The following is a 22,474-nucleotide window of genomic DNA, read 5'->3' on the forward strand; positions in this document are numbered from 1 at the left end:
ATCACGGGACTTCTCGGTCGATGTCCTGGAGCCACCCCATTCGCTCTCCTATCGGGAGGACTTCTGTGCGCGTAAACACCTTGAAGCGGGTCGCCGTCGCATTCGCCCTGGCACTGCCAGGGGCCGTAATCGCCACGGTGGTCGCCGCACCGGCGGCGCACGCGGACGGCTGTTACACCTGGAACCGCACCCTGAGCCAGGGGCGGTCCGGCGATGACGTCCGCCAGTTGCAGATCCGGGTCGCCGGGTGGGCCGGCTACCGGGACATCGTGGAGAACGACGGCCGCTACGGGCCGAAGACCGCCGCCGCGGTCAAGCGGTTCCAGCAGGCGTACGGGCTGCGCGCCGACGGCGTCGCCGGCCCACAGACCTTCGCCAAGCTCTACCAACTCCAGGACAACGACTGCACGCCCGCGCACTTCACCTACGGCGAGTTGGACAACGGGTGCGGCGGGAGCGGTTACAGCGGCGGCCCGCTAGCGGCGAACCAGACCAAGCAGAACGCGCTGCGCACCATGTGGAAGCTGGAGGCGCTGCGTAAGAGCCTCGGCGACAAGCCGCTCTACGTGTCGAGCGGATACCGCAGTCGCGCCTGCAACAACCAGGTCGGCGGCGCGTCCGACAGCCAACACCTGTACGGCAACGCGGCCGACGTGACCTCACGGACGTCCTCGCTGTGCCAGGTCGCCCGCGGCGCCCGCAACAACGGCTTCAGTGGGATCTACGGGCCGGGCTACCCCGACCACGACGACCACGTGCACGTCGACTCGCGCCGGGAGAACAACAGCGACGACAGCTCGAACACGACGAGTTGGTCCGCCCCGGACTGCGGGGTCGGCAACTGAGTCGACCGCTCAGAGCGACGTCGGTCCGACGCGGAGGGGGGAATCTCCGCGCCGGGCCGACGTCGTGTCGCCCCGGGTCGTGTGGGCGGAGGGGGACAGCGCGCTCAGCTCGCCCGGGGCCAGCGCGGCGCGGTGACGGGGGGAGTCACCGGCCGGCCGGTAGCGGTGGGCCGTACCCCCTGGGGGACGGCCCGCGCGGCCTGTTGCCGCGACGGCCCGGTCGCCGTGAACGGAAACGGCACGTGCACGAACGGATTGCCATGCCGGATCAACGCTTCGATCTGCCGCTCGTTGAGCCCGTGTGTCTCCAACACCCGACGCCCCCAGCGGTGCAGTCGGCACGGGTAGGAAGCGCCGTCGTTGCGGCACAGCGGCCCGGTGGGCCACTCCTCGGCGGTGTGCACGACCACCGCCCGGACCGCGAGCCGGACATCCTCCGGTGTCAGTGGTGCCGGCATTGGCACCTCACCCAGTACCTGATCGATGGGATCCGTCGACTGCTCACCAACTCGCACGGCAGGCCTCCCGCAGTTCGGCAGCGGTACGGCGGACCTACCGCACCGACATCCTCGGCCATGGGTACGGCGGACACCGGACGAAAGTTCAATTCCGGTACGCGGTAAGCAGATCCTCCGCCGACAGCACCTGGATGCCGTCCACCGCGGTGCCGCTGCGCGACACGGCGACGACCGGCACCGACTCGTCGGCGCCGGGAAGCAGAGACCGGTGCAGGAGCAGCCGGCCCAGGTCATGCGCGTCAAAGGGTCGGCTCTCCTGCCACTTGACCGATCCGACGAAACTGATCCGCTGAGCGACGGGCGCCCGGTCGGCGCCGACTATGTCGATCTCCGGGTCGTTGGTCCGGGTCCAGTAGCCGCCGATCGTCGCCGCCTGCGCCGGCAGATGGTCACCGGGCAGCCGGCGCAGCGCCTCCCGGACGACAGGTTCGATGGCCCGCCCCCGCCAGGACGTCCACGACCGGTCGATCCGGTCCAGGGTCAGGTCGCCACGCCCCCGCTCGATCTCGGAGAGGTGCGGCCCCAGGAACGACAACCAGAAGCGCAGGTAGGGGTCGGCCACCGCGTACCGGGTCTCCCGCGACGGCCTGGTCGACAGCGGAACCGCGACCTCCACGGCCCGCTTCTGGGTCAGCAGGCGCAGGGCGCGGTTGAGGGACGCCTGTGGAAGGTCCCCTGCGGCGCGGGAGATCAGCGAGAAGGTCCGCTCACCGGAGCCGATGGCCCGCAGCACCAGACCCGCCTGGGACTGCGGCGGGAACTCCGCCGCCAGTGCCCGCTCGCCGCTCACCAGCAGGGCGGAGGTCGGATCCCGTACCGCGTCGGTCAGGTAGTCGTGGACGGACGCACCAGTCGGCCACTCGTCGAGGATCAGCGGCAGACCGCCGGAAACCAGGTAGGCGTCGAACGCGTCGGCGGCGGACAGGCCGAGCATGTCGCTGACGTCGGCGGGGCTCAGCGGCGGAATGACCATCTCAGTGGCTCGCTGGTGGAACGGCCGGCCGTAGTCGTTGAGGGCTTCCATCATGGCCAGGTCCGATCCGACGCAGATCAGGAGGACCGGCCGCCGGGACAACTCGCGATCGAAGATCTTCTGCAGCGTTCCCTCGAAGCCCGGGTCGCCCGCGACGAGGTACGGCATCTCGTCCAGGACGACGACGCTCGGCCGGTCGGACGGCAGCGCGGCGGCGAGCAGCGTCAGCGCGGCGTCCCAGGTCTGTGGTTGCTGCTCCCGAAGGATCTGCGCACCGGGCAGGGTCGAGGCAGCGGCCTCCTCGACGAAGAGCGCGAGCTCGGCTGCGACGGTCGGCTGCGCGGAGGCGGTGAAGAAGAGATGCGGCACGCCGGCCCGCTCCACGAACTCCTCCACCAGTCGGGACTTTCCCACCCGTCGGCGACCTCGCATGAGAAGGGCTCGCCCAGGCCGCCCCGCACGGCCACCCCGTTGCACCCGAGAGAGCATGCCGCCCAGAAGGTGGAGCTCATGGTCCCGTCCGACAAAGCCGGTCACGATCACTCCTGACACTACCAACAATGGAACAACCAAAAATGAGTGTAACCTCATCCGTGTTGGTGTGCCGCCCAACCGGCCTGGGGAAACCGCTGGTCAGACGAGGCCGGCGTCGTGCACGAGCAGGGCCACCTGGACCCGGTTGTTCAGCTCCAGCCGGGTCAGCAGCCGGGACACGTAGGCCTTCACCGTCGCCACGCTCATGAACAACTCCCCCGCGATCTCCGCGTTGGTGTGGCCCCGCCCGAGCGCGACCGCCACCTGCCGCTCCCGCTCGCTGAGCCCGGCGAGGAGCCGCAGCGCCCGTTCCCGGCGCGGGTCCGGGCCGACCGGGCCGGGGGCGGCGGCGGTCACGTGGGCGATCAACGTCCGGGTCACCGTCGGCGAGAGCGTCGCCTCGCCCGCCGCGACCCGGCGTACGGCGCGCACGATCTCCGCCGGCGGGGTGTCCTTGAGCAGGAAACCGGCCGCCCCGGCGCGGAGTGCCCGCAGCACCTGTTCGTCGGCGTCGAAGGTGGTCAGCACCAGCACCTCCGGCGGGTGCGGTTGGGCACGCAGCGCCTCGGTGGCGGTCAGCCCGTCGACCCGCGGCATCCGGATGTCCATCAGCACCACGTCCGGGGCGTACGCGGCGACGGCCGCCGGCACCTCGCCACCGTCGGCCGCCTCGCCGACCACGGCCAGGTCCGGCAGACCGCCGAGGATCATGGAGAGCCCGGCCCGGACCAACGCGTCGTCGTCCACGATCAGCACGCGCACCGGCGGCGCAGCCGCTCCGGCCGCTCCGGCCGCCCCGGCCGCTCCGGTCGCGTCCGGCGGTCCGGCGGCGCTGGTCACGCCGGCCACGGCAGCCAGGCGGCCAGCCGGAAGTCACCGCTGTCGTCCCGACCGTAGGCGAGCCGCCCACCGGCCAGGGTGACCCGTTCACTGATGCCGACCAGGCCGGTGCCGGCACCTGGCAGTGTGCCGCCGGGCGGCACGCCGACCGGCCACCGGTTGCCGATCGCCACTGTCAGTCCGGCGCCCGGCCCGCCGGCCACATCGACGGTGACGGCCGCGCCGGCAGCGTGCTTGCGGGCGTTGGTCAGCCCCTCCTGCACGATCCGGTACGCGGCCCGGCCCAGCGCCGCCGGCACCTCCGCCGGGCTGGCGACGCTGTCGCTGACATTCACCCGCACCCCGGCCGACCGTGACTCGGCGATCAGCGCCGGCAGGTCGGCGAGGGTGGGCTGCGGCGGCTCGGGGGCGTCGCCGGCACCGTCGTCCTCGGCGCGCAGCACCCCGATCACCTCGCGCAGGTCCTGGAGGGCGGCATGCGCGCTGCCCCGGATCACCCCGGCGGCCCGGGCCACCTCGTCGGCCGGTGCGTCCGGACGGAACTCCAGCGCACCCGCGTGCAGGCTGAGCAGCGAGATCCGGTGGGCCAGCACGTCGTGCATCTCCCGGGCGATCCGGGTGCGTTCGAGGTGGCGGGCCTGGGCGATCCGCAGTTGCTGCTCCGCCTCTGCCCGCTCGGCCCGCTCGCGCAGCGACACGATCAACTGCCGGCGGGCCCGGACGAACATCCCCCAGGCCAGCACGGCGAGAGTGATCACCACACCCCAGGACACGGTGCCCCAGTACGGCCAGTTCGGGTCCGGGCGTGCCCAACTGAAGACCAGGTTGGTGAGGAGCCCGGCACCGGTGACCGCGGCCGCGACGGCGGTCCGGCGATGCACCACCACGGTGAAGTAGATGATCAACAGCGGGACGGCGGCGGCCATCGAGAACAGGTTCAGCGGCAGGGTGGCCACGGCCAGCCCGAGCGGCCAACGCCGACGCACCCAGAGCAGCCCGCAGCAGACCAGCCCGAGCACCGCGTCGACGCCGACCATCCAGTCGTGTGGCAGCGCGATCGCCGCCTCCGGGTTGGGCGACAGGGCGTCGAAGGTGGCGAACAGCACCCAGAGCAGGCCGACCAGGAAAGCGAGGCCGTCCACCACCCAGTCGCGCGTGGTGCGGCGCGGGTGCGCCCGGTCACGCTCGGCGGGCACCACCAGCTCCCCTGGCAGCAGCCAGGGGTGCTCGGGGACGGCGAGGCTGGTCACGACGCCATGCTAGGCAGCCGACGGGCGACACGACCAGCTACCAAAGTCGAGATCCGATGATCGACCAAGGTCGAGACGGCACCGACCGGTGGCCGCAGCGGATGGCCGGGCGGCGCGGGCAGGCTCAACCGCATGATCACCGTGGAGAACCTCACCAAGCGGTACGGGCCACACCCGGCCGTGGACGACGTGTCGTTCCAGTGCGAGCCGGGCACCGTCACCGGCTTCCTCGGCCCCAACGGCGCCGGCAAGTCCACCACCATGCGCATGATCTGTGGGCTGACCATGCCGACCGCCGGCCGCGCCACCGTCTCCGGGCACCCGTACCGGGAACTGCCCAACCCGGGGCGGGAGGTCGGGGTCCTGCTGGACGCCTCCGCCCAGCACGCCGGGCGCACCGGCCGCGAGGCGTTGACGCTGTCCGCGTACACGATGGGTCTGGACCGGCGCGAGGTCGCCGCGAAGCTCGACCTGGTCGGGTTGAACGCGGTGGCCGCGAAGCGTCGGGTACGGGCGTACTCGTTGGGCATGCGCCAACGGCTCGGGCTGGCCCACGCGCTGCTCGGCGATCCCCGGGTGTTGATCCTCGACGAGCCGGCCAACGGCCTGGACCCGGAGGGGATCTTCTGGATGCGCGGTCTGCTGCGTGACTTCGCCGACCGGGGCGGCACCGTGCTGCTCTCCTCCCACCTGCTGCGCGAGGTGGAGGCGGTCGCGGACCGGCTGGTGGTGATCGGGGGCGGCCGGATCGTGGCCCAGGGCGACAAGAACGAGCTGCTGGCCGGGGGCGGCACTGTGGTTCGCGCCCGCGACGACGCGGCGCTGCGTCGGGCGCTGGAGGTGGCCAACCTGAGCGCCGCCGACAGCTCGGAGGGCCTGCTCGTGCAGGCCGACGCCGAGGCGGTCGGCCAGGCGGCGGCCGATGCCGGCGTCGCGCTGGCCGAGCTGCGACCCGCCAGCGGCGGCGGCCTGGAACAGCTCTTCCTCACCCTGACCGCCGGCGAATCGACCAAGGAGGCCGTTCGATGACCACCACCACCGCACCCGCCGCCGGCGCCGTCGCGCCCCGGCACCACTCTCCGGTACGCCGACCGTCGCTGCTCCGTCTCAGCGCCGTGGAGGTGCGCAAGCTCGTCGACACCCGGGCCGGCCGCTGGCTGCTGATCACCATCGGACTGGTCACCGCCGCGATCGTCACCCTGCAACTGATCTACGCCAACGACGCCGACCAGACCTTCCTCAACTTCTTCGTCCCCTCGCTGCTGCCAGTGTCGGTGCTGCTGCCGGTGCTGGGCATCCTGTCGATCACCAGTGAGTGGTCGCAGCGCACCGCCCTCACCACGTACGCCCTGGTGCCTCGCCGGGAGCGGGTGGTCGCCGCGAAGCTGATCGCCGTGTCGCTGACCGCGCTCGTCTCGGTGCTGGCCAGTCTCGTCGTCGCCGCCGTCGGCACGCTGGTGGCGTCCGCCACCGGCGGGGCGGGCACCTGGCAGTTCGACTGGTCGCTGGTCCTCAACGCGGGGATCCTCCAGGTCACCAGCGTGTTGATGGGTGCCGCCTTCGGTCTGCTGCTGCTCAACCCGCCGCTGGCGATCGTCGGCTACCTCCTGCTGCCCACCCTGTGGGGGGTGCTCGGCGAGATGGTCAAACCGCTGCGCGGTCCGTCCGAATGGCTGGACACCAGCAAGACCATGGAACCGTTGTTCAGCAGCGACGCCGTCACCGGCGGGCAGTGGGGGCGGATAGCGGTCTCCCTGCTGGTCTGGATGGTGCTCCCGCTGGCCGCCGGCCTGTTCCGGACGCTACGCCGCGAGGTGTCCTGACCATGGAGATGGCCAGCTACCGTCCGCGCACCGTGGTCAGCGGCGGCCCGCTGGAACTGGCGGTCCTGTGGGGTGGCTTTCCGCTTCTCGGCGCGGGCGCCGGATGGCTCCTCGCGGCGGCGACGGGCTGGCTCGCCCGGCTGCCCTGGGTGCCGTTCAGCGACCTGATCGAGTGGTTGGACCGGCTGCCCGAGCCGCAGGCCACCGCCGGCACCATCGGGGTGGGCGTCCTGGCCGGCCTGGTCATCGCCGGGATCGGCACCGCCGAACGGTTGATCGTCACCGTCGACGGGGCGCAGGTCCAGCTGCGCCGCTCGGATGAGAACCGGACCATCGCCCGGGTCGACACCCGGGTGGTCTTCCTCGCCGACAAGCACCTGGTGCTGCTGGACGCCGACGGCGCGGAACTCGTCCGGGAGTCGACGGACCTGCCGGCGGCCCAACTGGCGGCGGCGTTCCGGGAGCACGGCTGGGGCTGGGCGGACGACGACCCGCACCGGTCGGCGTACCGGCTGTGGGTTCCGGACCTGCCCGGGTTGCCGGCCGGCGCGGACGCGCTGTTACGGGCCCGGGATCGGGCGATCGAGCGGGACCGCCGCGACGACACCCGGGAGTTGCGCCGCGAGCTGGGGCAGATCGGGGTGGTGCTGCGCGACGAGGGCAAGCGGCAGTACTGGCGGTTGACCACCAGGGCACTCGCTCCCGGGCCGGAGCGGCCGACTTCGGCCGAACGGGAGCCGGACGGGCGGTAGCGTCTGTCCCAGCAGACCCTGGGAGCCGCGCGATGACCGAACAGCAGCCGTACCGGGTGGTGTCCCGACACCCCGGTTTCGAGCTGCGTCGGTACCCCGCCCACCTGGTGGCCGAGATGCAGATCCAGGCGTCGTTCACCCGGGCGCCGATCGAGGCGTTCCGGCCGCTGGCCGCGTACATCGGTGGCGCCAATCGGGCCCGGCACCCGATCGGCTCCGCCGCGCCAGCGCTCGCGGCGGTCAGCGGCTCGGAGAAGATCGCCATGACCGTGCCGGTCGTGCAGATCGAGGGTGAGTGGCCGGGCGCGTACCTGATCCAGTTCGTCATGCCGGCCAGCTTCACCGCCGCCACCCTGCCCGAGCCGGTGGACGCCCGGGTACGGATCCGCGAGGTTCCGGCGCGGCTGGCGGCGGCGATGCGGTTCTCCGGGCGGTGGACGGAGCAGGCGTTCAGCCAGCGGGCCACGATGCTCGGCCGGTCGGTGACCGCGGCCGGGCTGCAACCGACAGGTGCCATCCGGTACGCGCGCTTCGACCCGCCGTGGAAGCCGTGGTTCCTGCGCCGCAACGAGGTGGTGCTGCCGGTCGTCGAGTGAGCTAGCGGAGCTGCCGACGGTCCTCGACGCTCGGCCGCGCCAGCAGCACTGCCATTCCCAACCCGGCGAGCAGCCCGACCAGGGAGACCAGTAGATCGGAGTCGGCGGAGTTGATCGGGCTGTTGCCGGCCAGCGCGGTGAACGCCGCGCCGATCGGCATCAGGATCACCATGGGGATGGCCGTGGCCACCAGGAACACCACCGGACCCACGAGGGCGATGAGCGCGGCCAGGGCGTGGTGCCGCCAGATCGGCCGACCGCCCGGCCAGTCCCAGGCCAGGAGTGTGACTCCGGTGAGCACCACCGCCCCGAGAGCGGCCTCCGGCAGGAGGCGTGTGCCGGGCGCTGTGGCACGGACCCACCCGACGCCGAGCAGGGCCACCACTGTGAGGCCGGCCGCCAGCCCGGCGCGAACCCGGGTCCGCGCCGGCGCCGCCGCCAACGCGGCACCGACGGCCAGGGCCACCAGCAGCGCCGCCGTGGCCAGCGCACCCTGGTGCAGTTCCGGCTCCCGATCGGTCGGTGACTCCATCCCGGCCGCCACCAGCGTCAGGACCCCGGCCACGCAGGCAGCACCGGTCAGCACCCGCCGGTCGGTGGCCGGAGTCGCGCCGCGCTCCCGTGCCGACTCCGTATCGGGCTCCCCCATTGGCGGCACGGCGCGCTCCCACCAGAGCAGCAGCGCCGCGACCACGCCGAGCACGGCGTAGCCGGCGACGGCGAGGCGCACCGTCGCGTCGACGCCGATCAGGTCGGCCCGGTCGACAGCCACGTCGGCCGCGATCCAGCAGCCGCCCAGCACCACAGCCGGGCCGCTCCACCGCATCTGCCCCCGCCCGGCCAGCACCAACCCGAGCGGCACCGCCATGATCGCCATGAAGCGCAGATCGCGCGCCCAGTAGGCGTTGTTGCCCGGCAGGTGCTCCGACCACGGGCCGAGCGGCTCGGTCAGCGGCTGCCACGTGGTCATGCCGTACGCCCAGAGCGCGACGGCGGCGGCGGAGAGGAGCAGCCCGACCGGGCGCGCGGATCGCATCCATGGACGGTAGCTGGCCGATCGTCCGCGCGGGGGGCGCTGTCATCCGACGAGGCCCACCGGTGACCGGGCGGGACGGTGGCGCAGCAGCCGCCACGTCGGCAACACACTGGACAGCACCGCGAGCAGCAGGCACAGCCCCACCACCCCGGCGATCACCGACCACGGCATCACCAGGTCGACGGGGGCACCGACCTGCTCGGCGAGGCCGGCGCTGATGCTGAGCAGACCGACGAACGCGACAGCCCCACCCAGCAGCGCGCCGATCAGAACCACCAGCGCGGATTCCGCCGTGACCAGCCAGATGACCTGCCGTCGGGTCGCCCCGGCCATCCGGATCAGCCGCAGGTCCGCAGCGCGGCCAGCGGCGGCCAGCAGGAGGGTGTTGGCCACCGCGACGGCCCCGTAGCCGGCGGACACCCCGATCAGCAGCAGTGTGAAGAGCCAGACGAGGCGGTCCTCGGCGGCGTCCGCCTCGGCCGCCCAGCCCGGCACGTCGAGGATCCGCGCGCCGACCGGTGGATCGATGCGGTCCCGGACGTACACGGTGGACGTCAGCGCCGACGGGTCGTGCGCCCGCACCACGGCCCGGGGCACCAGCAGGTCGCCGGGGATCGAGGTGTCGTCGACCACGGCGACGACGCGCAGCGACACCGTCGTCCCGTCGGCGAAGACCACCGGGTACGGCTCCGACGGCAGGCGGTTCGCCGAGGCGGTGACCACCACCGTGTCGTCGCCCCTCAGGTCGTTCAGCGAACCGGCGACGACGGTGAGCACCCGGTTCGCGGCGGCGAAGCCTTCCGGGTCCACGCCGAGCGCGGTCATCGGCCGATCCGGTGGCGACGTTCCGGGGTCGGTGCGGTAGACGGTGGTCGGCAGGAGCGCGGTGCCACCGGTCGAGGCGACGGCCCGGTCGGACAGGCCGGGTGCGCGGTCCGGCACGACGATCCAGCCGGCGTTCACGTTGTCCGCCCGACCCGCGGCGTACGCGGCGGTGCTGGTGCGCACCATCCCGGAGACCAGCAGCGCGAACGCGACAGTGAGCAGCACCGGCGCGGCGATGGCGGCGGTCCGCCGGGTCGCGGTCAACGCCCCGCCCCGGACCAGCATCCCGATCGCGCCACCGGGCCGACGCACCGGAGAACGCAGCAGGCGCACCAGCGGCCCGACCACCACCGGGGCGAGCACCGTGGTGCCGGCCACCAACGCCATCACCGCGTAGAGCGCGTACTGCGCCCCCACCTGAGCCTCGTCGGCGGTCGCCGTACCGAGGCTGAGCGCGGCCCCCGCCGCGAGGAGCAGCACCCCGGTGGCGGCGCGCACCCGCCCTACCGGTCGCTGTTCCACAGCAGCCTCGCGTAACGCCTCCAACGGGCGGACCCGCGCCGCCCGGCGCGACGCCGACCAGACGGCCAGCACCGCGATCACCGGCCCGGCCGCGAGCGAGACCGCGATCGGCCAGAGTTCGTAGCGGACCCGGAAGGTCGACGGTTCGAAGCCGACGTCGACCAGCAGCCCACCCAGCAACGGGGCGAGCGCCGCGCCCACCAGCAGGCCGACGAGCCCCGCCGAGACGCCGACGGCGAGCGCCTCGGCGTACACCATCCGGCGGACCTGGCCTCCGGTGGCGCCGACGGCGCGCAGCAGGCCCAGCTCACGGCGGCGCTGCGCGACGGTGAAGGCGAAGGTGGAGGCGACCACGAACACCGTGACGAAGCCGGCGAGGGCCGCCGTGGCGGCGAGCACCTGCATGCCGATCCACCGGGTACGGGCGTCGCCGCGCGGCTCCAGCGCACCACGGGCGGCACCGGTGAACACCAGTCCGTCGCCGCCGACGACTCCGCGAGCCGCCGTGGCGACCCGCTCGGGGTGGGCGTCCGGGGCGAGCACCAGCCCGATGGCCCGCACGCCGGGCGCGAGCGCGGCGGCGACCCCGTCCGCGACGTGGACGCCGGGTCCGTCGACCAGACCGGTGACGGTGTACGACTCCGGGCCCGCCGCGGTCAGCACTGTGACCGGTGCGCCGGCGCGCAGTCCGAGCGCGCTGTCGACGACCACCTCGCCGGGCCGGCGGGGTGGCTCGCCAGCCGTGAGGCGCAGCCCACCCAGTTGGGCGCTGGACCAGCCGTGCCCCTGGTAGGCGTCCTCGCGCCGGGTGTCGGCGGCCGAAGGCCGGCCGTCGACGAGCGGCTGGGCGTAGAAGGTGCGGTCCGGCACCGCCGCCACCACGTCCGGCAGACCGGCCAGCCTGCCGACCAACTCCGCTACCGCGCTGGCCGACCAGGGCCGGGTCGGCATGAACTCGTCAGCGGACGCACCCGCCTCGGGGCTCTGCACCACGACCGCCGCCCGCGCCAGCCGGTCCGGCACCTGCGGGCGGCCGGAGGCGAGCAGCACTGTGGCCGCCGCGACAAGCGTGACCCCGATGGCCACCGCCACGAAGGCGCTGGCCGACCGCCGGACGCTCAGCACGACGACTCCGCGACGGCTTCCCGCTGGGCGATCCGGGCGGCGACGGCGGCGGCGGTGATCCCGCCGGTCAGCTCGTCGACGACGCGGCCGTCGGCCAGCAGAAGGACCCGATCGGCGTACGCGGCGGCGGCGGGATCGTGGGTCACCATCACGACGGTCTGCCCGTGGTCGTCGACGAGTGCCCGCAGCAGCCGGAGCACCTGCCGGGAGGACGCGCTGTCCAACGCCCCGGTCGGCTCGTCGGCGAAGACCACCGCCGGGCGGGTGATCAACGCTCGGGCCACGGCGACGCGCTGCTGTTCCCCGCCGGACAACTCACTCGGCCGGTGCCCGGCCCGGTCGGCGAGACCGACGGCGTCGAGGGCTGCGGCCACGTCCCCGGCCGGCGGACGGCGACGGGCCAGGCGCGACGGCAACTCGACGTTCTGCGCGGCGGTCAGCGTGGACACCAGGTTGAACGCCTGGAAGACGAAGCCGACCCGGTCGCGCCGCAGCCGGGTCAGCGCGTCCTCACTGAGGTCGTCGAGGCGGGTGCCGTCGATCGTGACGGTTCCCTCGGTCGGGCGGTCCAGCCCCGCCGCGCAGTGCAGCAGTGTCGACTTTCCCGAGCCGGAGGGCCCCATCACCGCCGTGAACGTGCCGCTCGCGAAGCGCGTGGTCACGCCGTCGAGCGCCGTCACCCGCCGGGTTCCGGTGCCGTACACCGCTCGCAGCCCCGTGACTGTCACCGTGTCTGTGGTCATGACCGTTACGGTCCCGAACGCGGGGGGTACGGCGCGTCGTGCCGGAGCGGGCACTTCCCGGCCCTCCCCCGGGTGGAGTCGCAGGCCCGGCAGCACCGGCACGTCGTCCTCGGGGATGACGGCCCACGGGCGGACGCGGTCAGTCCAGCCGATCGTTACCGTTCGACGGGTGACTGCTCTCCTGTTGACCCGACGGATGCGGCCGGTGGACCTGTACACGGTGGACGCCCTGCTGGCGGTTGCCGTCGGTGGGTTGCTCTGCCCGTACGCCGCGCTGGAGTCGCCGCTGCACGGTGGCGTGCGCGAGCCGCTCTGGGTGTCGGTGCTGGTCGGGATGGCCCTCGGGCTGCCGTTGGCCGTCCGGCGACGGTGGCCGATGGCGGTGGCCGTCGTGATCAGCTTCGTCGCCACCGTCACTCTGATCACCGGGGTGATCCCCAACTTCGCCGCCGCCGCGCCGGCGCTCGCCATCGGACTGTCCTTCTACACGGTGGCCGTGGCGACGCCCACCCGCCGGTCGCTGCTCTGCGCCGCCGGTTGCCTGGCGCTGGTGAGCGTCGGCCTGGTGCTGACCGCGGGTGACCTCTGGTCGCGGACCGGCGCTGTCGCCTACGCCGCCGTCATGGTCGCGCCGGCCTGGGTGATCGGTTGGCAGATCCGGGAGCGACGAGCCCTCGCCACCCGGCAGAGTGACCAGCTGGTTCGTCAGGCCGCCACCGAGGAGCGGTTGCGGGTGGCGCGTGAGCTGCACGACGTGGTCGCGCACACGCTCAGCCTCATAGTGGTCAAGGCGGCCGTCGCCAACCACGTCGCCGAGGCCGACCCCCGTGAGGCGGGTGCCGCGCTCCGGGTCATCGAGGAGACCGGCCGCACCGCGCTGACCGACGTACGTCGGGTGCTCGGCGTGCTGCGCGAGGACAGCCCGTACGCGCCGACGCCAGGGCTGGACGAGTTGCCCCTCCTCGCCCGGCAGGCGGCGATCGGCGGGGTCGACGTGCAGCTCGACGTGCGGCGGGACGAGCCGGCGGGCGCGGTGCCGGAGTCGGTGGGCCTCGCTGTGTACCGGATCGTGCAGGAGGCGGTGACGAACGTGGTGAAGCACGCGGCGCCGGCCTCCTGCCGGGCCACGGTGACCGTCCTGCCCGACGAGGTGCGGGTGGAGGTGACCGACGACGGCCAGCGGCCGGTCCTGCTCGGCGGGGAGGGGCACGGGTTGATCGGCATGCGGGAACGGGTGGCGTTGCACGGCGGGGAGTTCCGCGCCGGGCCCCGCCCCGACGGTGGCTTCGCGGTGACGGCCAGCCTCCCCTACCGGGTGGCCGCGTGATCCGCGTGCTGATCGTCGACGACCAGGCGTTGCTGCGCGGCAGTTTCCGGTTGCTGGTCGATCTCAGCCCGGACTGCACCACTGTCGGTGAGGCGGGCACCGGCGTGGAAGCTGTCGCGTTGACCGGGCAGCACCGGCCGGATGTGGTGCTGATGGACGTCCGGATGCCGGAGATGGACGGGATCGAGGCGACCCGGCGGATCTGCGCCGACCCGGCGACGGCCGACACCCGCGTCATCATTCTGACCACGTTCGACCTCGACGAGTACGTCTACGGGGCGCTGCGCGCCGGGGCCAGCGGGTTCCTGCTCAAGGACACCCCACCGGCGGACCTGCTGACCGGGATCCGGGTGGTCGCCGCCGGGGAGGGGCTGCTCGCGCCGACGGTGACCCGCCGGCTGATCGACGAGTTCGCCCGGCAGCCGGAGCCGACCCGGCCGCTGCCCCGCCAGCTCGACGGGGTGACCGATCGGGAACGGGAGGTCCTCGCGCTGATCGCCCGGGGCCTGTCCAACGCGGAGTTGGCCGTGCACCTCAACCTCAGCCAGGCCACCGTCAAGACGCACGTCGGGCGACTGCTGACCAAACTGGCGGTACGCGACAGGGCGCAACTGGTCATCGTCGCGTACGAGACGGGCCTGGTGGGGCCGGGCGGCCTACGCTGAGCCGGTCGTCCGCACCCGAGGAGGAGCCATGACCCGCTATGTCGCACTGCTGCGTGGGGTGAACGTCGGCAGCACCCGGCTGGCGATGGCCGACCTGCGCCGGATCGTCACCGATCTCGGGCACGAGGACGCCCAGACGTACCTGCAGAGCGGCAACGTGGTCTTCGGCAGCTCGGTGCGCGACGCGGAGAAGCTGGCCGCCGGCATCGCGCGGGCGCTGACAGACGAGCTGGCGTTGACGGTGCCGGTGCTGGTACGCAGCGCCCGGGAGTTGGCGGCGATCGCCGGCGGCAACCCGTACGCCGACCGGGAGGACGACCCGACGCGGCTGCTGGTGGCCTTCCTCGCCACCGCACCGGAGAAGTCCACAGCGGATGCCCTGGCCGTGCCTGGTGGCGAGAACGTGTCGTTCACTGTGACCGGCCGTGAGGTGTTCCTGCACTACGTCGACGGCGGTTACGGGCGGTCGAAGTTCACGAACGCGTACCTGGAGAAGAAGCTCGGCGTGGTGTCCACCTCCCGCAACTGGAAGTCGGTGCGGGCCCTGGCGGAGATGGCCGCCTCCTGACCGGGTGGGGGTCGCGGCTCGGCGACCCCCACCGACGCTGCTCAGAAGTGGTACGCGGTCTCGTACTCGGGCACCAGCACCCGGCTGCGCGGCGAGATCCGGCGCACCGCCGCGATCATCTCGTTCAGCCGGGTCCGGTCGGTCGGGGCGACCGGCGGCGGGTTCTGCAACGCCGTCTCGAAGTTGTCGTAGTGCACCGGCACCACGACCTTCGGGTAGTCGAGGCCGGCCAGCAGCCGGGGCAGGTAGTCGCCGGTGGTGGTGGCGTTCTGCATGGCCACCATCGCCACGTCTGGCGCGAGGCCGGTGAGGTTCCGCTCGGCGACGTCACTGGCCCCGGTGAAGTAGACCGACGGTCCGTTGTCGACCCGCAGCAGGTAGCCCAGCGTGTCGCCCTCCGGCAGGTCGGCGATGGTGGCCGGCTGCGGCGGCGGGCTCACCCGCACCCCGGGAAAGGCCACCGAGTACGACGGGTTGCGGCTGTGCAGCGAGCCGACCACCTCGACGCTGTGGTCGCCGAAGTCCAGCACCTCCCCACCCTTCACGGCGCTGAGCTGCGTCGACGGCACGTCGTAGGCCAACCCCAGGTGGTACGCGGTCAGCGTGCCGAACACCCGCGCCCCGGTGCGCTTGGCGATGTACGGCACGTCCATGAAGTGGTCCCAGTGGGTGTGCGTGACGAGCACCGTCGTGGCCCGGTCGACCCGTGGGTCGATCACGTCGGTGCGCACCGTCAACTTGGTGTCGGTCTTGAACGCCCCGGTGAACAGCCCGGTGTCGATCCGGCTGAGGAACGGGTCGACGAGAACGGTGCGGTCGCCGATGTCGACGCGCCAGCCGGCAGTACCCCACCAGCGGAAGCTGACGGCGCCCTTGCGGCGAGCGGTCGGCCCGGGGGCTGCGGCGGTCGAGGGCGCGGCCTGGGCCGGGGTGGCGACGCCGGCGGCGAGGCCACCGGCGGAGACCAGGGCGGTGGTGGCGGCGGCGTCGCGCAGGAAGCGTCGGCGGTCGAGACTGGGCATGCGGATGTACTCCCCGTGCTCGGGTGATGTGTCGACCACGAGCCAATCAGCGGCACCGGGCCGCGGTCCAAGATCAAGGGCCGTCGGCTTCGATACGCCGACAGATATCGGTGCTGCTCAGCAGGGGTACGGCGGCGCTCGGTGGGTCGCGAAATCAGTCGCCGCGCAGCGCCTCCACGGCAGTGCGGGCGGCCTCCCCCATCGCCAGGTCCACGTCGATGCGGCGCGGGGTCAACTGTTCGGCGCGGGCGAAGACGGCGATGGCGTACCGGCCGCCGTCGGGGTATTCGGCGACCCCGGCCTCCAGGTGGAACCCGGGCAGGGTGCCGGTCTTCCCGGAGACCCGGACGCCGGGCGGGAAACCGGCGGCCAGCCGGGTCCAGAAGATCTGCCGGGCCATCCAGGTCCGGACCATCGCGCAGGCCGCCGCCGGCCCGGCCTCGTCCCGCCAGATCAGCGTGAGCAGCCGGGTGATCTCCCGGGCGGTGCTTGACGTGGTGTGCGCGGGGTCGAAGACCCGCATCGCCCGCACCCGGTCCGCCGACAGCGTGGGGAAGATCCGGGCGAACTCCGCCTCGGTCCGGGCGCCCACGTCGGCGAGCATCATCTCGACCAGTTCCCGAGGGCCACCGAGGACCCGGGTACGGGTCAGCCCCAGCTCGACGGCGAGCATCGGCAGCAGGTCCGGGCCGACCCGGCGTAGCAGCAGGTCGGCGGCCGTGTTGTCGGTGACCGACATGGCGAAGTACGCGAGGTCGCGCAGCGACACCTCGGCGTCGTCGTCGCAGCCGGCCAGACCCCACCCACCGAGCCGGTCGGCGGCGGTGACCAGCACCCGCTCGGTCGGGTCCAGCTGACCGGCCTCGACCTGCCGGGCGAACTCGAGCACCAGCAGGATCTTGAAGATCGAGGCGATCACCACCTGCTCGTCGGCCCGCACCCCGACCTCCCGAAGCCCGCCGCCCTCGACGGCATCCGGGTCGACGGCGTCCAGGTCCACGACGTGCAGGCTGGCCGTCACCCCGACGGCGGCGAAGATGGCCCCGATGCGTTCCTCCACGTCCACGCCAGCACGGTAACCACTGCCGACCCGGTAGCGCTGGCGTAGGGTCCCGGCCGTGGATCTGCTCCGGCATTTGCGGCACTTCGTGGTGGTCGCACACGAACTGCACTTCGGCCGGGCCGCTGAACAGCTCGGGATGGCCCAGCCGCCGCTGAGCCAGTCGATCCAGCGGCTGGAACGGGAGCTGACAGTCGAGCTGTTCGACAGGTCCCGCCGCCAGGTGCGCCTCACCACCGCCGGTGAGCTGCTGCTCGGCGAGGCGGAGGAACTGCTCGCCGGCGAGGGTCGACTTCGCAGCCTGATGGGGCAGATCCGCGCCGGTGAGCTGGGCGTACTCCGGGCCGGGGTGCCGCCGGAGACGCCCGCCGTGACGTTGCGCTCGCTGCTGGACGGGCTCGCCACCCGGGCGCCCGGCCTGGACGTGGAGCTGCACGAGCTGACCACCGCCGAGCAGGTGCGGATGCTCACCGAGCGGACCCTGGACGTGGGGCTCGTACACCACCCGGTGGCGGCGGACGGGCTGCGCTTCGGCGCCCCTGTCGACGTACCCCTGGGGGTGCTGCTGCCGCGCACCTCGCCGCTGGCCCGTGGCCGCGAGGTGACGCTCGCGTCGCTGGCCGGTCTTGATCTGGTGGCTGCTCCCCGCGCCACCGCCCCCGGCTGGCACGACCACCTGCTGGCGGTGTGCCGGCAGCACGGTTGGCGCCCGGACCGGGTGCGCCCGGCCCGCAACCCGGAGTTCCTCTGCGGGCTGGTGCTGGCCGGCGGCGGGGTGGCAGTGGAACCGGCGGCTGTGGCCCGCCGGGAACCCCGGATGGCCTGGCGGCCGATCGCCGACGCGCCGCTGGCCAGGCGCACCTCGGCGGCCTGGCCGGACCGGTCGGCGCACCCGGCGGCGGCGATGTTCGGCCAACTCGCCGCGGAGGTGCTGGCCGACGCCGAGCCCACAGTGCCCGCGCCGCCCGTGACGTCGGTGCCGGCGGCACGGCCGTGGCCGGTGCTGTTCGACACGACCGGGTGAACCGGTCCGCCGTTGCGTTCGTCACCTCCGGTTGGGCGGTGGATCGTCCGCCCGCCCGGGTATGGATGACAGGTAACGAAGACGCGAAGGAGCCGCAGTGGCAATCACGATTCCCGACATCAGCCTGAACGACGGCACCACCATTCCGCAGCTCGGCTTCGGGGTGTTCCAGATCGAGCCGAAGGACACCGCCTCGGCGGTGACCACCGCCCTTGAGGTGGGCTACCGGCACATCGACACCGCTGAGATGTACGGCAACGAGGCCGAGGTCGGCGAGGCGGTACGGACGTCCGGCCTCGACCGGGGCTCGGTCTACGTGACCAGCAAGCTCAACAACGGCTTCCACCGCCCCGACGACGCCCGCCGGGCGTTCGACTCGACCCTCGCGGCGCTGAAGATGGACTACATCGACCTGTTCCTGATCCACTGGCCGCTGCCGACCCTGTACGACGGCGACTACGTCTCGACCTGGAAGGTGCTGGAGGAGTTCCAGCGCGACGGCCGGGCCCGCTCGATCGGCGTGTCGAACTTCCAGGTGTCGCACCTGGAGCGGCTGGCCGACGAGGCGAGCGTCGTGCCGGCGGTCAACCAGATCGAGGCGCACCCGTACTTCACCAACGACGAGGTCCGCGCCTACGGTCGCGCGCACAACATCCTCACCGAGGCGTGGTCGCCCATCGCTCAGGGCAAGGTGCTCGACGACCCGACGGTGGTCGACATCGCCGGGCAGCTCGACCGGTCCCCGGCGCAGGTGGTGCTCCGCTGGCACGTGCAGCGCGGCGACATCATCTTCCCGAAGTCGACCACCCCGAAGCGGATCGAGGAGAACACCCGGATCTTCGACTTCGAGCTGGACGACACGGCGATGGAGCGGATCACCGCGCTGGACAAGGGCGAGGCCGGCCGGCAGGGTCCGAACCCGGACACCTTCGCCTACCTGCCCAACTGACCTGGGTCCGCCGCTCGGCGGGCAGGTCTCCTGAATGCGTGATGCCTCAGAGTCATCTTGATGACCCTGAGGCATCACGCTGTTCCCGGCGCTCGGAGCCGACGCGCTCGGCGATCCGGCGGAACACCGCGTGGGTCGGCGATCCCGGCTCGGGAACGTAGACGATCATCCGCTGGTCGGTCTCCGGCACCAGCAGGACGCGGCACTCGAACTCCAACGGCCCCAGCTCGGGGTGCGGCACCCGCTTGACGACCGGACGGCGTTCCTCGACGTCGTGCTCGGCCCAGAGCCGGGCGAACCGGGGTGAGGTGCCGAGCAGCTCGGTGACCAGCTCGCGGATCGCCGGGTCGGCCGGGTAGCGCCCATAGGCGGCCCGCAGGTCCGCGACCGTGCTGCGCACGAATCGGATCACCTCGGCATCGGTCCAGTGCGCGCCGGTCGCCGGCTGCCGGAACGTCCAGCGGATCATGTTGCGGTCCGCGTCGGGCACGGCCGCGAGATCCCCCACGAAGTACGTGGCCAGGCGGTTCCAGGCCAGCACGTGGTACGCGGCGTCGACGAGGTACGCCGGGGTGTCGGTCATGGCGTCGAGCAGGTGCCGCAGCCCGGATGGCACCTCCCGGCTCGGCCCGCCGGCCAATGGCGGATTTTCCCCGGCGATCCGGAACAGATACTCCCGCTCGTCCCGGCTCAGCAGCAACGCCCGGGCCATCGACGCGAGCACCTGCCGGGACGGGTGCGGCCCACGGCCCTGCTCCAAACGGATGTAGTAGTCGATCGACATGCCGGCGAGTTGGGCGACCTCCTGCCGGCGCAGCCCGGGGGTACGTCGGCGTTCGCCCTCGGGGAGCCCGACCTCGGCGGGGCGCAGCCGGGCGCGGCGGGTACGCAGGAACGCCGCCAGTTCGTCACGCCGCAGGCCGCTGCTCGTCATGCCCCCAGCATGCCGCGACCAGGGCCGGCCAGGGTGGTACCACCGGTCCCAGCCTCGGCCCGTCTCTCCCCCGACGCCGTCGGCGCGGACACGCTCGACGGCATGACGAACATGATCGCCCTGATCACCGGGGCCAACAAGGGAATCGGCTTCGCCACCGCCCGGCAGCTCGGCGCCCGGGGGATGACCGTGCTGGTGGGCGCCCGGGACGCCGAGCGGGGTCGGGCAGCCGAACGGAAACTGCGCGACGGCGGCGCGGACGCCGCGTTCCTGCCGCTCGACATCACCGACGCCGAGTCGGTGACGGCCGCCGCGAAGCGGGTGGAGGCGGAGTACGGCCGACTGGACGTGCTGGTCAACAACGCCGGCATCGTGCTCGCCGACGGCGCGCGAGGGCTGCCCAGTGAGACGACGGTGGCGACGATGCGCCGGCTGTACGAGACGAACGTCTTCGGGGTGGTGACGGTGACCAACGCGCTGCTGCCGCTGCTGCGCCGGGCACCGGCCGCCCGAATCGTCAACGTGTCGAGCGAGGTCGGCTCGATAGCGGTGATGACCGACCCGAACGGCGCGCTGTTCGAGTTGACCTCCGTGCCGTACCCGTCGTCGAAGGCGGCGCTGAACATGCTCACCGCGATGTACGCCAAGGAGCTGCGGGACACCACGATCACTGTGAACGCGGCGAACCCGGGCTACTGCGCCACCGACCTGAACGGCAACAGCGGCTTCCGCACGGCCGAGCAGGGTGCCGAGGTGAGCGTGCACCTGGCGACGCTGCCGGCCGACGGGCCGAGCGGGCTGCTCTGGGGCTTCCAGATGGACGCCGGCGGCGGGTACGGCGTGCTGCCCTGGTGACTGAGCGCTTGACCTGGAGTGCGCTCCAGGTTGGAGGGTGATCGGTGCGCCCACCGGAAGGGCGCCCGAGAGGAGATCCCCATGCGGTACCGCACGATCGGCGCCGACCCGGCGACCCGGCGCGAGGTCAGCGTGCTCAGCCTCGGCGCGATGCTCTTCGGCAGCGCCACCGACGAGGCCACCTCGTACGCGATCCTCGACCGGTACGTCGAGGCCGGCGGCACGTTCATCGACACGTCCGACAACTACGCGTTCTGGGTGGACGGCGGGCAGGGCGGGCAGAGTGAGGAACTGCTCGGCCGGTGGCGGCGCAGCCGGGGCGTCGGCCCCGAGATCGTCATCGCCACGAAGCTGGGCGCCCGACCGCTCGCCCCGGGGACCAGCTACCTGGACAACGCCGAGGGCCTCTCCGCCAAGGTGATCCGCGAGTCTGCGGAGCGCAGCCGGGACCGGCTCGGGGTGGAACGACTGGACCTGCTCTACGCGCACATCGAAGACCGGAACGTGCCGCTCCAGGAGACCGTGGAGGGCTTCGCCGAGCTGGTCACCGAGGGCACAGTGGGTCTGCTGGGCGCCAGCAACCACCGGGCCTGGCGGGTGGAGCGGGCTCGTGCGTTGGCCGCCGCCGCCGGCCTGCCAGGCTACGAGGTGCTCCAGTACCACCGGAGCTACCTGCCCAACCGCACCGACCTGATCAGCGAACTGGACCCGGACGGCGAGCCGGGCGGTGTCAGCGGAGACCTGCTCAGCTATCTGCGCGCCGAGCCGGAGCTGACCCTGGTGGCGTACTCACCGCTGCTCAAGGGGGCGTTCACCCGGGCGGACAAGCCGCTCAGCTCGGCGTACGACCTGCCGAGCGCGCCCCGGCGGCTGGCCGCGCTGCGGGAGGTGGCGGGGCAGAGCGGCGCCACTGTCAACCAGGTGGTGCTCGCCTGGTTGCTGGGCGGCGAGCTGCCGTCCATCCCGCTGGTGGGTGCCTCGTCGGTGGCGCAACTGGAGGAGAGCCTGGCAGCGATCGACCTGGAGCTGACCGCCGAGCAACGGCACCGCCTCGACACCACCTGGTGACAGTCACCGGCCGCCCCGCCGACCTCAGCTCGCTGTCGGTGGGGCGGTCAGGTCGAGCTGCCAGTCGTTGGCCCGCATCATCTGCCCCGGCGGGTATTCGAAACCCGTCTCGCCGAGCAGCGTGAAGCCGGCCTTGCGGCACACCGCGTTCGAGGCGGGATTGTCGACCGAGGGGTAGGCGTGGGCGTAGTGCCGGTCCCGTCGCGCGCGGGCCACGTCCAGCACCGCGCGCACCGCCGCAGTGGCCAGCCCCTGCCCCCGGTACGCGGGCAGCACCGCCCAGCCCAGCTCGTACACCGGCTGGTCGCGCCACTCGCGGGCCCAGTATCCGACGCTGCCCGCCCGCACCCCGTCCGCCAGCACCAGCGTGAACATGCAGCCCTGCCCGGTGCCCGAGAAGTGCACGTACCTGTCGTGCCGGGCGAGCACCTGCTCGTCGGTCTCCGGGCCACCGGTGTGCTTGCGGGTATCCGGTGAGTTGAGCTGCCGCAGCAGGTCGAGGTCGTCCTCGTGCCACGGCTCGATGCGTACCTGTGCCATTGCGCTCCCCCGTTCGTCGACCCCCAGTCAAGCCGATCCCACCGACATTTCGCCCCCGAACCGCGCCCGCTAGATCGGAT

At 72.7% G+C, this 22,474-nt stretch carries 23 protein-coding genes; 12 read left to right on the forward strand and 11 right to left on the reverse strand.

The features are described from left to right. Positions 1–65 precede the first annotated feature (65 nt). Entirely contained in the window at positions 66–845 is a 780-nt protein-coding gene (locus ABZU43_RS06240) for a D-Ala-D-Ala carboxypeptidase family metallohydrolase (RefSeq protein WP_355005470.1), read from the forward strand. A 104-nt stretch (positions 846–949) separates the two neighbouring features. On the opposite strand, the gene ABZU43_RS06245 is transcribed toward ABZU43_RS06240, so the two are convergent. From ABZU43_RS06245 to ABZU43_RS06260, 4 genes are all read right to left on the reverse strand, one after another. Further along, complete coding sequence (locus tag ABZU43_RS06245) at positions 950–1,303, reverse strand: hypothetical protein (RefSeq protein ID WP_355005471.1); 354 nt, start codon at positions 1,301–1,303, stop codon at positions 950–952. A gap of 145 nt (positions 1,304–1,448) precedes the next feature. Then, entirely contained in the window at positions 1,449–2,750 is a 1,302-nt protein-coding gene (locus tag ABZU43_RS06250; protein ID WP_355005472.1) for a DUF234 domain-containing protein, read from the reverse strand. Positions 2,751–2,969: 219 nt separating this feature from the next. Further along, entirely contained in the window at positions 2,970–3,728 is a 759-nt protein-coding gene (locus ABZU43_RS06255) for a response regulator transcription factor (RefSeq protein WP_355005673.1), read from the reverse strand. Next, on the reverse strand, positions 3,707–4,960 hold the full coding sequence (locus ABZU43_RS06260) for a histidine kinase (RefSeq protein WP_355005473.1): 1,254 nt from the start codon (positions 4,958–4,960) through the stop codon (positions 3,707–3,709). The genes ABZU43_RS06255 and ABZU43_RS06260 overlap by 22 nt, the downstream gene beginning before the upstream one ends. Before the next feature lie 132 nt (positions 4,961–5,092). Between ABZU43_RS06260 and ABZU43_RS06265 the strand changes: the two genes are divergently transcribed. The 4 genes from ABZU43_RS06265 to ABZU43_RS06280 are packed head-to-tail and all read left to right on the forward strand — an operon-like array spanning position 5,093 to position 8,131. Beyond that, positions 5,093–5,989: an ATP-binding cassette domain-containing protein gene (locus ABZU43_RS06265; protein WP_355005474.1), complete on the forward strand. Its 897-nt coding sequence runs from the start codon at positions 5,093–5,095 to the stop codon at positions 5,987–5,989. Then, positions 5,986–6,783, forward strand: coding sequence for an ABC transporter permease (locus tag ABZU43_RS06270; RefSeq protein WP_355005475.1), 798 nt, complete (start codon positions 5,986–5,988; stop codon positions 6,781–6,783). Before ABZU43_RS06265 ends, ABZU43_RS06270 begins: the two co-directional genes overlap by 4 nt. 2 nt (positions 6,784–6,785) lie before the next feature. Beyond that, positions 6,786–7,535, forward strand: coding sequence for a hypothetical protein (locus tag ABZU43_RS06275; RefSeq protein WP_355005476.1), 750 nt, complete (start codon positions 6,786–6,788; stop codon positions 7,533–7,535). Positions 7,536–7,567: 32 nt separating this feature from the next. Then, a complete protein-coding gene (locus ABZU43_RS06280; RefSeq protein ID WP_355005477.1) occupies positions 7,568–8,131 on the forward strand; it encodes a heme-binding protein in 564 nt (187 codons plus the stop codon). A gap of 1 nt (position 8,132) precedes the next feature. On the opposite strand, the gene ABZU43_RS06285 is transcribed toward ABZU43_RS06280, so the two are convergent. Genes ABZU43_RS06285 through ABZU43_RS06295 form a run of 3 tightly spaced genes read right to left on the reverse strand, consistent with a single transcriptional unit; the run spans position 8,133 to position 12,382 of the window. Continuing rightward, the gene (locus ABZU43_RS06285; RefSeq protein ID WP_355005478.1) at positions 8,133–9,167 is read right to left on the reverse strand and encodes a hypothetical protein; all 1,035 of its coding nucleotides are present in this window, start codon (positions 9,165–9,167) and stop codon (positions 8,133–8,135) included. 42 nt (positions 9,168–9,209) lie between these two features. Then, positions 9,210–11,639 (reverse strand): ABC transporter permease, encoded by a 2,430-nt coding sequence (locus ABZU43_RS06290; protein ID WP_355005479.1) that lies wholly within the window; start codon positions 11,637–11,639, stop codon positions 9,210–9,212. After that, a complete protein-coding gene (locus tag ABZU43_RS06295) occupies positions 11,633–12,382 on the reverse strand; it encodes an ABC transporter ATP-binding protein (RefSeq protein WP_355005480.1) in 750 nt (249 codons plus the stop codon). Before ABZU43_RS06295 ends, ABZU43_RS06290 begins: the two co-directional genes overlap by 7 nt. A gap of 169 nt (positions 12,383–12,551) precedes the next feature. On the opposite strand from ABZU43_RS06295, the gene ABZU43_RS06300 reads away from it, so the two are divergent. From ABZU43_RS06300 to ABZU43_RS06310, 3 genes are read left to right on the forward strand one after another with little or no spacing between them, the layout of a single operon-like run. Beyond that, positions 12,552–13,709, forward strand: coding sequence for a sensor histidine kinase (locus tag ABZU43_RS06300; RefSeq protein ID WP_355005481.1), 1,158 nt, complete (start codon positions 12,552–12,554; stop codon positions 13,707–13,709). Next, positions 13,706–14,374 (forward strand): response regulator transcription factor, encoded by a 669-nt coding sequence (locus tag ABZU43_RS06305; RefSeq protein ID WP_355005482.1) that lies wholly within the window; start codon positions 13,706–13,708, stop codon positions 14,372–14,374. The genes ABZU43_RS06300 and ABZU43_RS06305 overlap by 4 nt, the downstream gene beginning before the upstream one ends. Positions 14,375–14,402: 28 nt before the next feature. Then, positions 14,403–14,942, forward strand: coding sequence for a DUF1697 domain-containing protein (locus ABZU43_RS06310; protein WP_355005483.1), 540 nt, complete (start codon positions 14,403–14,405; stop codon positions 14,940–14,942). Between the two features lie 41 nt (positions 14,943–14,983). On the opposite strand, the gene ABZU43_RS06315 is transcribed toward ABZU43_RS06310, so the two are convergent. Both ABZU43_RS06315 and ABZU43_RS06320 read right to left on the reverse strand, forming a co-directional pair. Further along, the gene (locus tag ABZU43_RS06315; protein ID WP_355005484.1) at positions 14,984–15,964 is read right to left on the reverse strand and encodes an MBL fold metallo-hydrolase; all 981 of its coding nucleotides are present in this window, start codon (positions 15,962–15,964) and stop codon (positions 14,984–14,986) included. Positions 15,965–16,118: 154 nt separating this feature from the next. Continuing rightward, positions 16,119–17,030: a serine hydrolase gene (locus ABZU43_RS06320; protein ID WP_355005485.1), complete on the reverse strand. Its 912-nt coding sequence runs from the start codon at positions 17,028–17,030 to the stop codon at positions 16,119–16,121. Between the two features lie 52 nt (positions 17,031–17,082). On the opposite strand from ABZU43_RS06320, the gene ABZU43_RS06325 reads away from it, so the two are divergent. Both ABZU43_RS06325 and ABZU43_RS06330 read left to right on the forward strand, forming a co-directional pair. Next, entirely contained in the window at positions 17,083–18,048 is a 966-nt protein-coding gene (locus tag ABZU43_RS06325) for a LysR family transcriptional regulator (protein WP_355005486.1), read from the forward strand. A gap of 97 nt (positions 18,049–18,145) precedes the next feature. Further along, positions 18,146–18,997, forward strand: coding sequence for an aldo/keto reductase (locus ABZU43_RS06330; protein ID WP_355005487.1), 852 nt, complete (start codon positions 18,146–18,148; stop codon positions 18,995–18,997). A gap of 52 nt (positions 18,998–19,049) precedes the next feature. Here the strand turns inward: ABZU43_RS06330 and ABZU43_RS06335 are convergent, their stop codons facing one another. Then, positions 19,050–19,931 (reverse strand): helix-turn-helix transcriptional regulator, encoded by an 882-nt coding sequence (locus tag ABZU43_RS06335; RefSeq protein WP_355005488.1) that lies wholly within the window; start codon positions 19,929–19,931, stop codon positions 19,050–19,052. A 102-nt stretch (positions 19,932–20,033) separates the two neighbouring features. Here ABZU43_RS06335 and ABZU43_RS06340 point away from each other — a divergent pair, with 102 nt between their 5' ends. Then, complete coding sequence (locus ABZU43_RS06340) at positions 20,034–20,786, forward strand: SDR family oxidoreductase (protein WP_355005489.1); 753 nt, start codon at positions 20,034–20,036, stop codon at positions 20,784–20,786. A gap of 81 nt (positions 20,787–20,867) precedes the next feature. Beyond that, positions 20,868–21,854, forward strand: a complete 987-nt coding sequence (locus ABZU43_RS06345) for an aldo/keto reductase (protein ID WP_355005490.1) — start codon at positions 20,868–20,870, stop codon at positions 21,852–21,854. Between the two features lie 24 nt (positions 21,855–21,878). Here the strand turns inward: ABZU43_RS06345 and ABZU43_RS06350 are convergent, their stop codons facing one another. Beyond that, the gene (locus ABZU43_RS06350) at positions 21,879–22,394 is read right to left on the reverse strand and encodes a GNAT family N-acetyltransferase (protein ID WP_355005491.1); all 516 of its coding nucleotides are present in this window, start codon (positions 22,392–22,394) and stop codon (positions 21,879–21,881) included. Between the last annotated feature and the right edge of the window lie 80 nt (positions 22,395–22,474).

Origin of the sequence: Micromonospora sp. NPDC005205 (assembly GCF_040608275.1) — a bacterium.
GTDB lineage: Bacteria > Actinomycetota > Actinomycetes > Mycobacteriales > Micromonosporaceae > Micromonospora.

Bases quoted from the DNA above. Each gene is read 5' to 3' on its own strand.
- ABZU43_RS06295 (WP_355005480.1), bottom strand. From the start codon at position 12,382: ATGACCACAGACACGGTGACAGTCACGGGGCTGCGAGCGGTGTACGGC.
- ABZU43_RS06335 (WP_355005488.1), bottom strand. From the start codon at position 19,931: ATGACGAGCAGCGGCCTGCGGCGTGACGAACTGGCGGCGTTCCTGCGT.
- ABZU43_RS06350 (WP_355005491.1), bottom strand. From the start codon at position 22,394: ATGGCACAGGTACGCATCGAGCCGTGGCACGAGGACGACCTCGACCTG.
- ABZU43_RS06265 (WP_355005474.1), top strand. From the start codon at position 5,093: ATGATCACCGTGGAGAACCTCACCAAGCGGTACGGGCCACACCCGGCC.
- ABZU43_RS06310 (WP_355005483.1), top strand. From the start codon at position 14,403: ATGACCCGCTATGTCGCACTGCTGCGTGGGGTGAACGTCGGCAGCACC.
- ABZU43_RS06285 (WP_355005478.1), bottom strand. From the start codon at position 9,167: ATGCGATCCGCGCGCCCGGTCGGGCTGCTCCTCTCCGCCGCCGCCGTC.
- ABZU43_RS06270 (WP_355005475.1), top strand. From the start codon at position 5,986: ATGACCACCACCACCGCACCCGCCGCCGGCGCCGTCGCGCCCCGGCAC.
- ABZU43_RS06345 (WP_355005490.1), top strand. From the start codon at position 20,868: ATGCGGTACCGCACGATCGGCGCCGACCCGGCGACCCGGCGCGAGGTC.
- ABZU43_RS06280 (WP_355005477.1), top strand. From the start codon at position 7,568: ATGACCGAACAGCAGCCGTACCGGGTGGTGTCCCGACACCCCGGTTTC.
- ABZU43_RS06245 (WP_355005471.1), bottom strand. From the start codon at position 1,303: ATGCCGGCACCACTGACACCGGAGGATGTCCGGCTCGCGGTCCGGGCG.
- ABZU43_RS06275 (WP_355005476.1), top strand. From the start codon at position 6,786: ATGGAGATGGCCAGCTACCGTCCGCGCACCGTGGTCAGCGGCGGCCCG.
- ABZU43_RS06340 (WP_355005489.1), top strand. From the start codon at position 20,034: ATGACGAACATGATCGCCCTGATCACCGGGGCCAACAAGGGAATCGGC.
- ABZU43_RS06315 (WP_355005484.1), bottom strand. From the start codon at position 15,964: ATGCCCAGTCTCGACCGCCGACGCTTCCTGCGCGACGCCGCCGCCACC.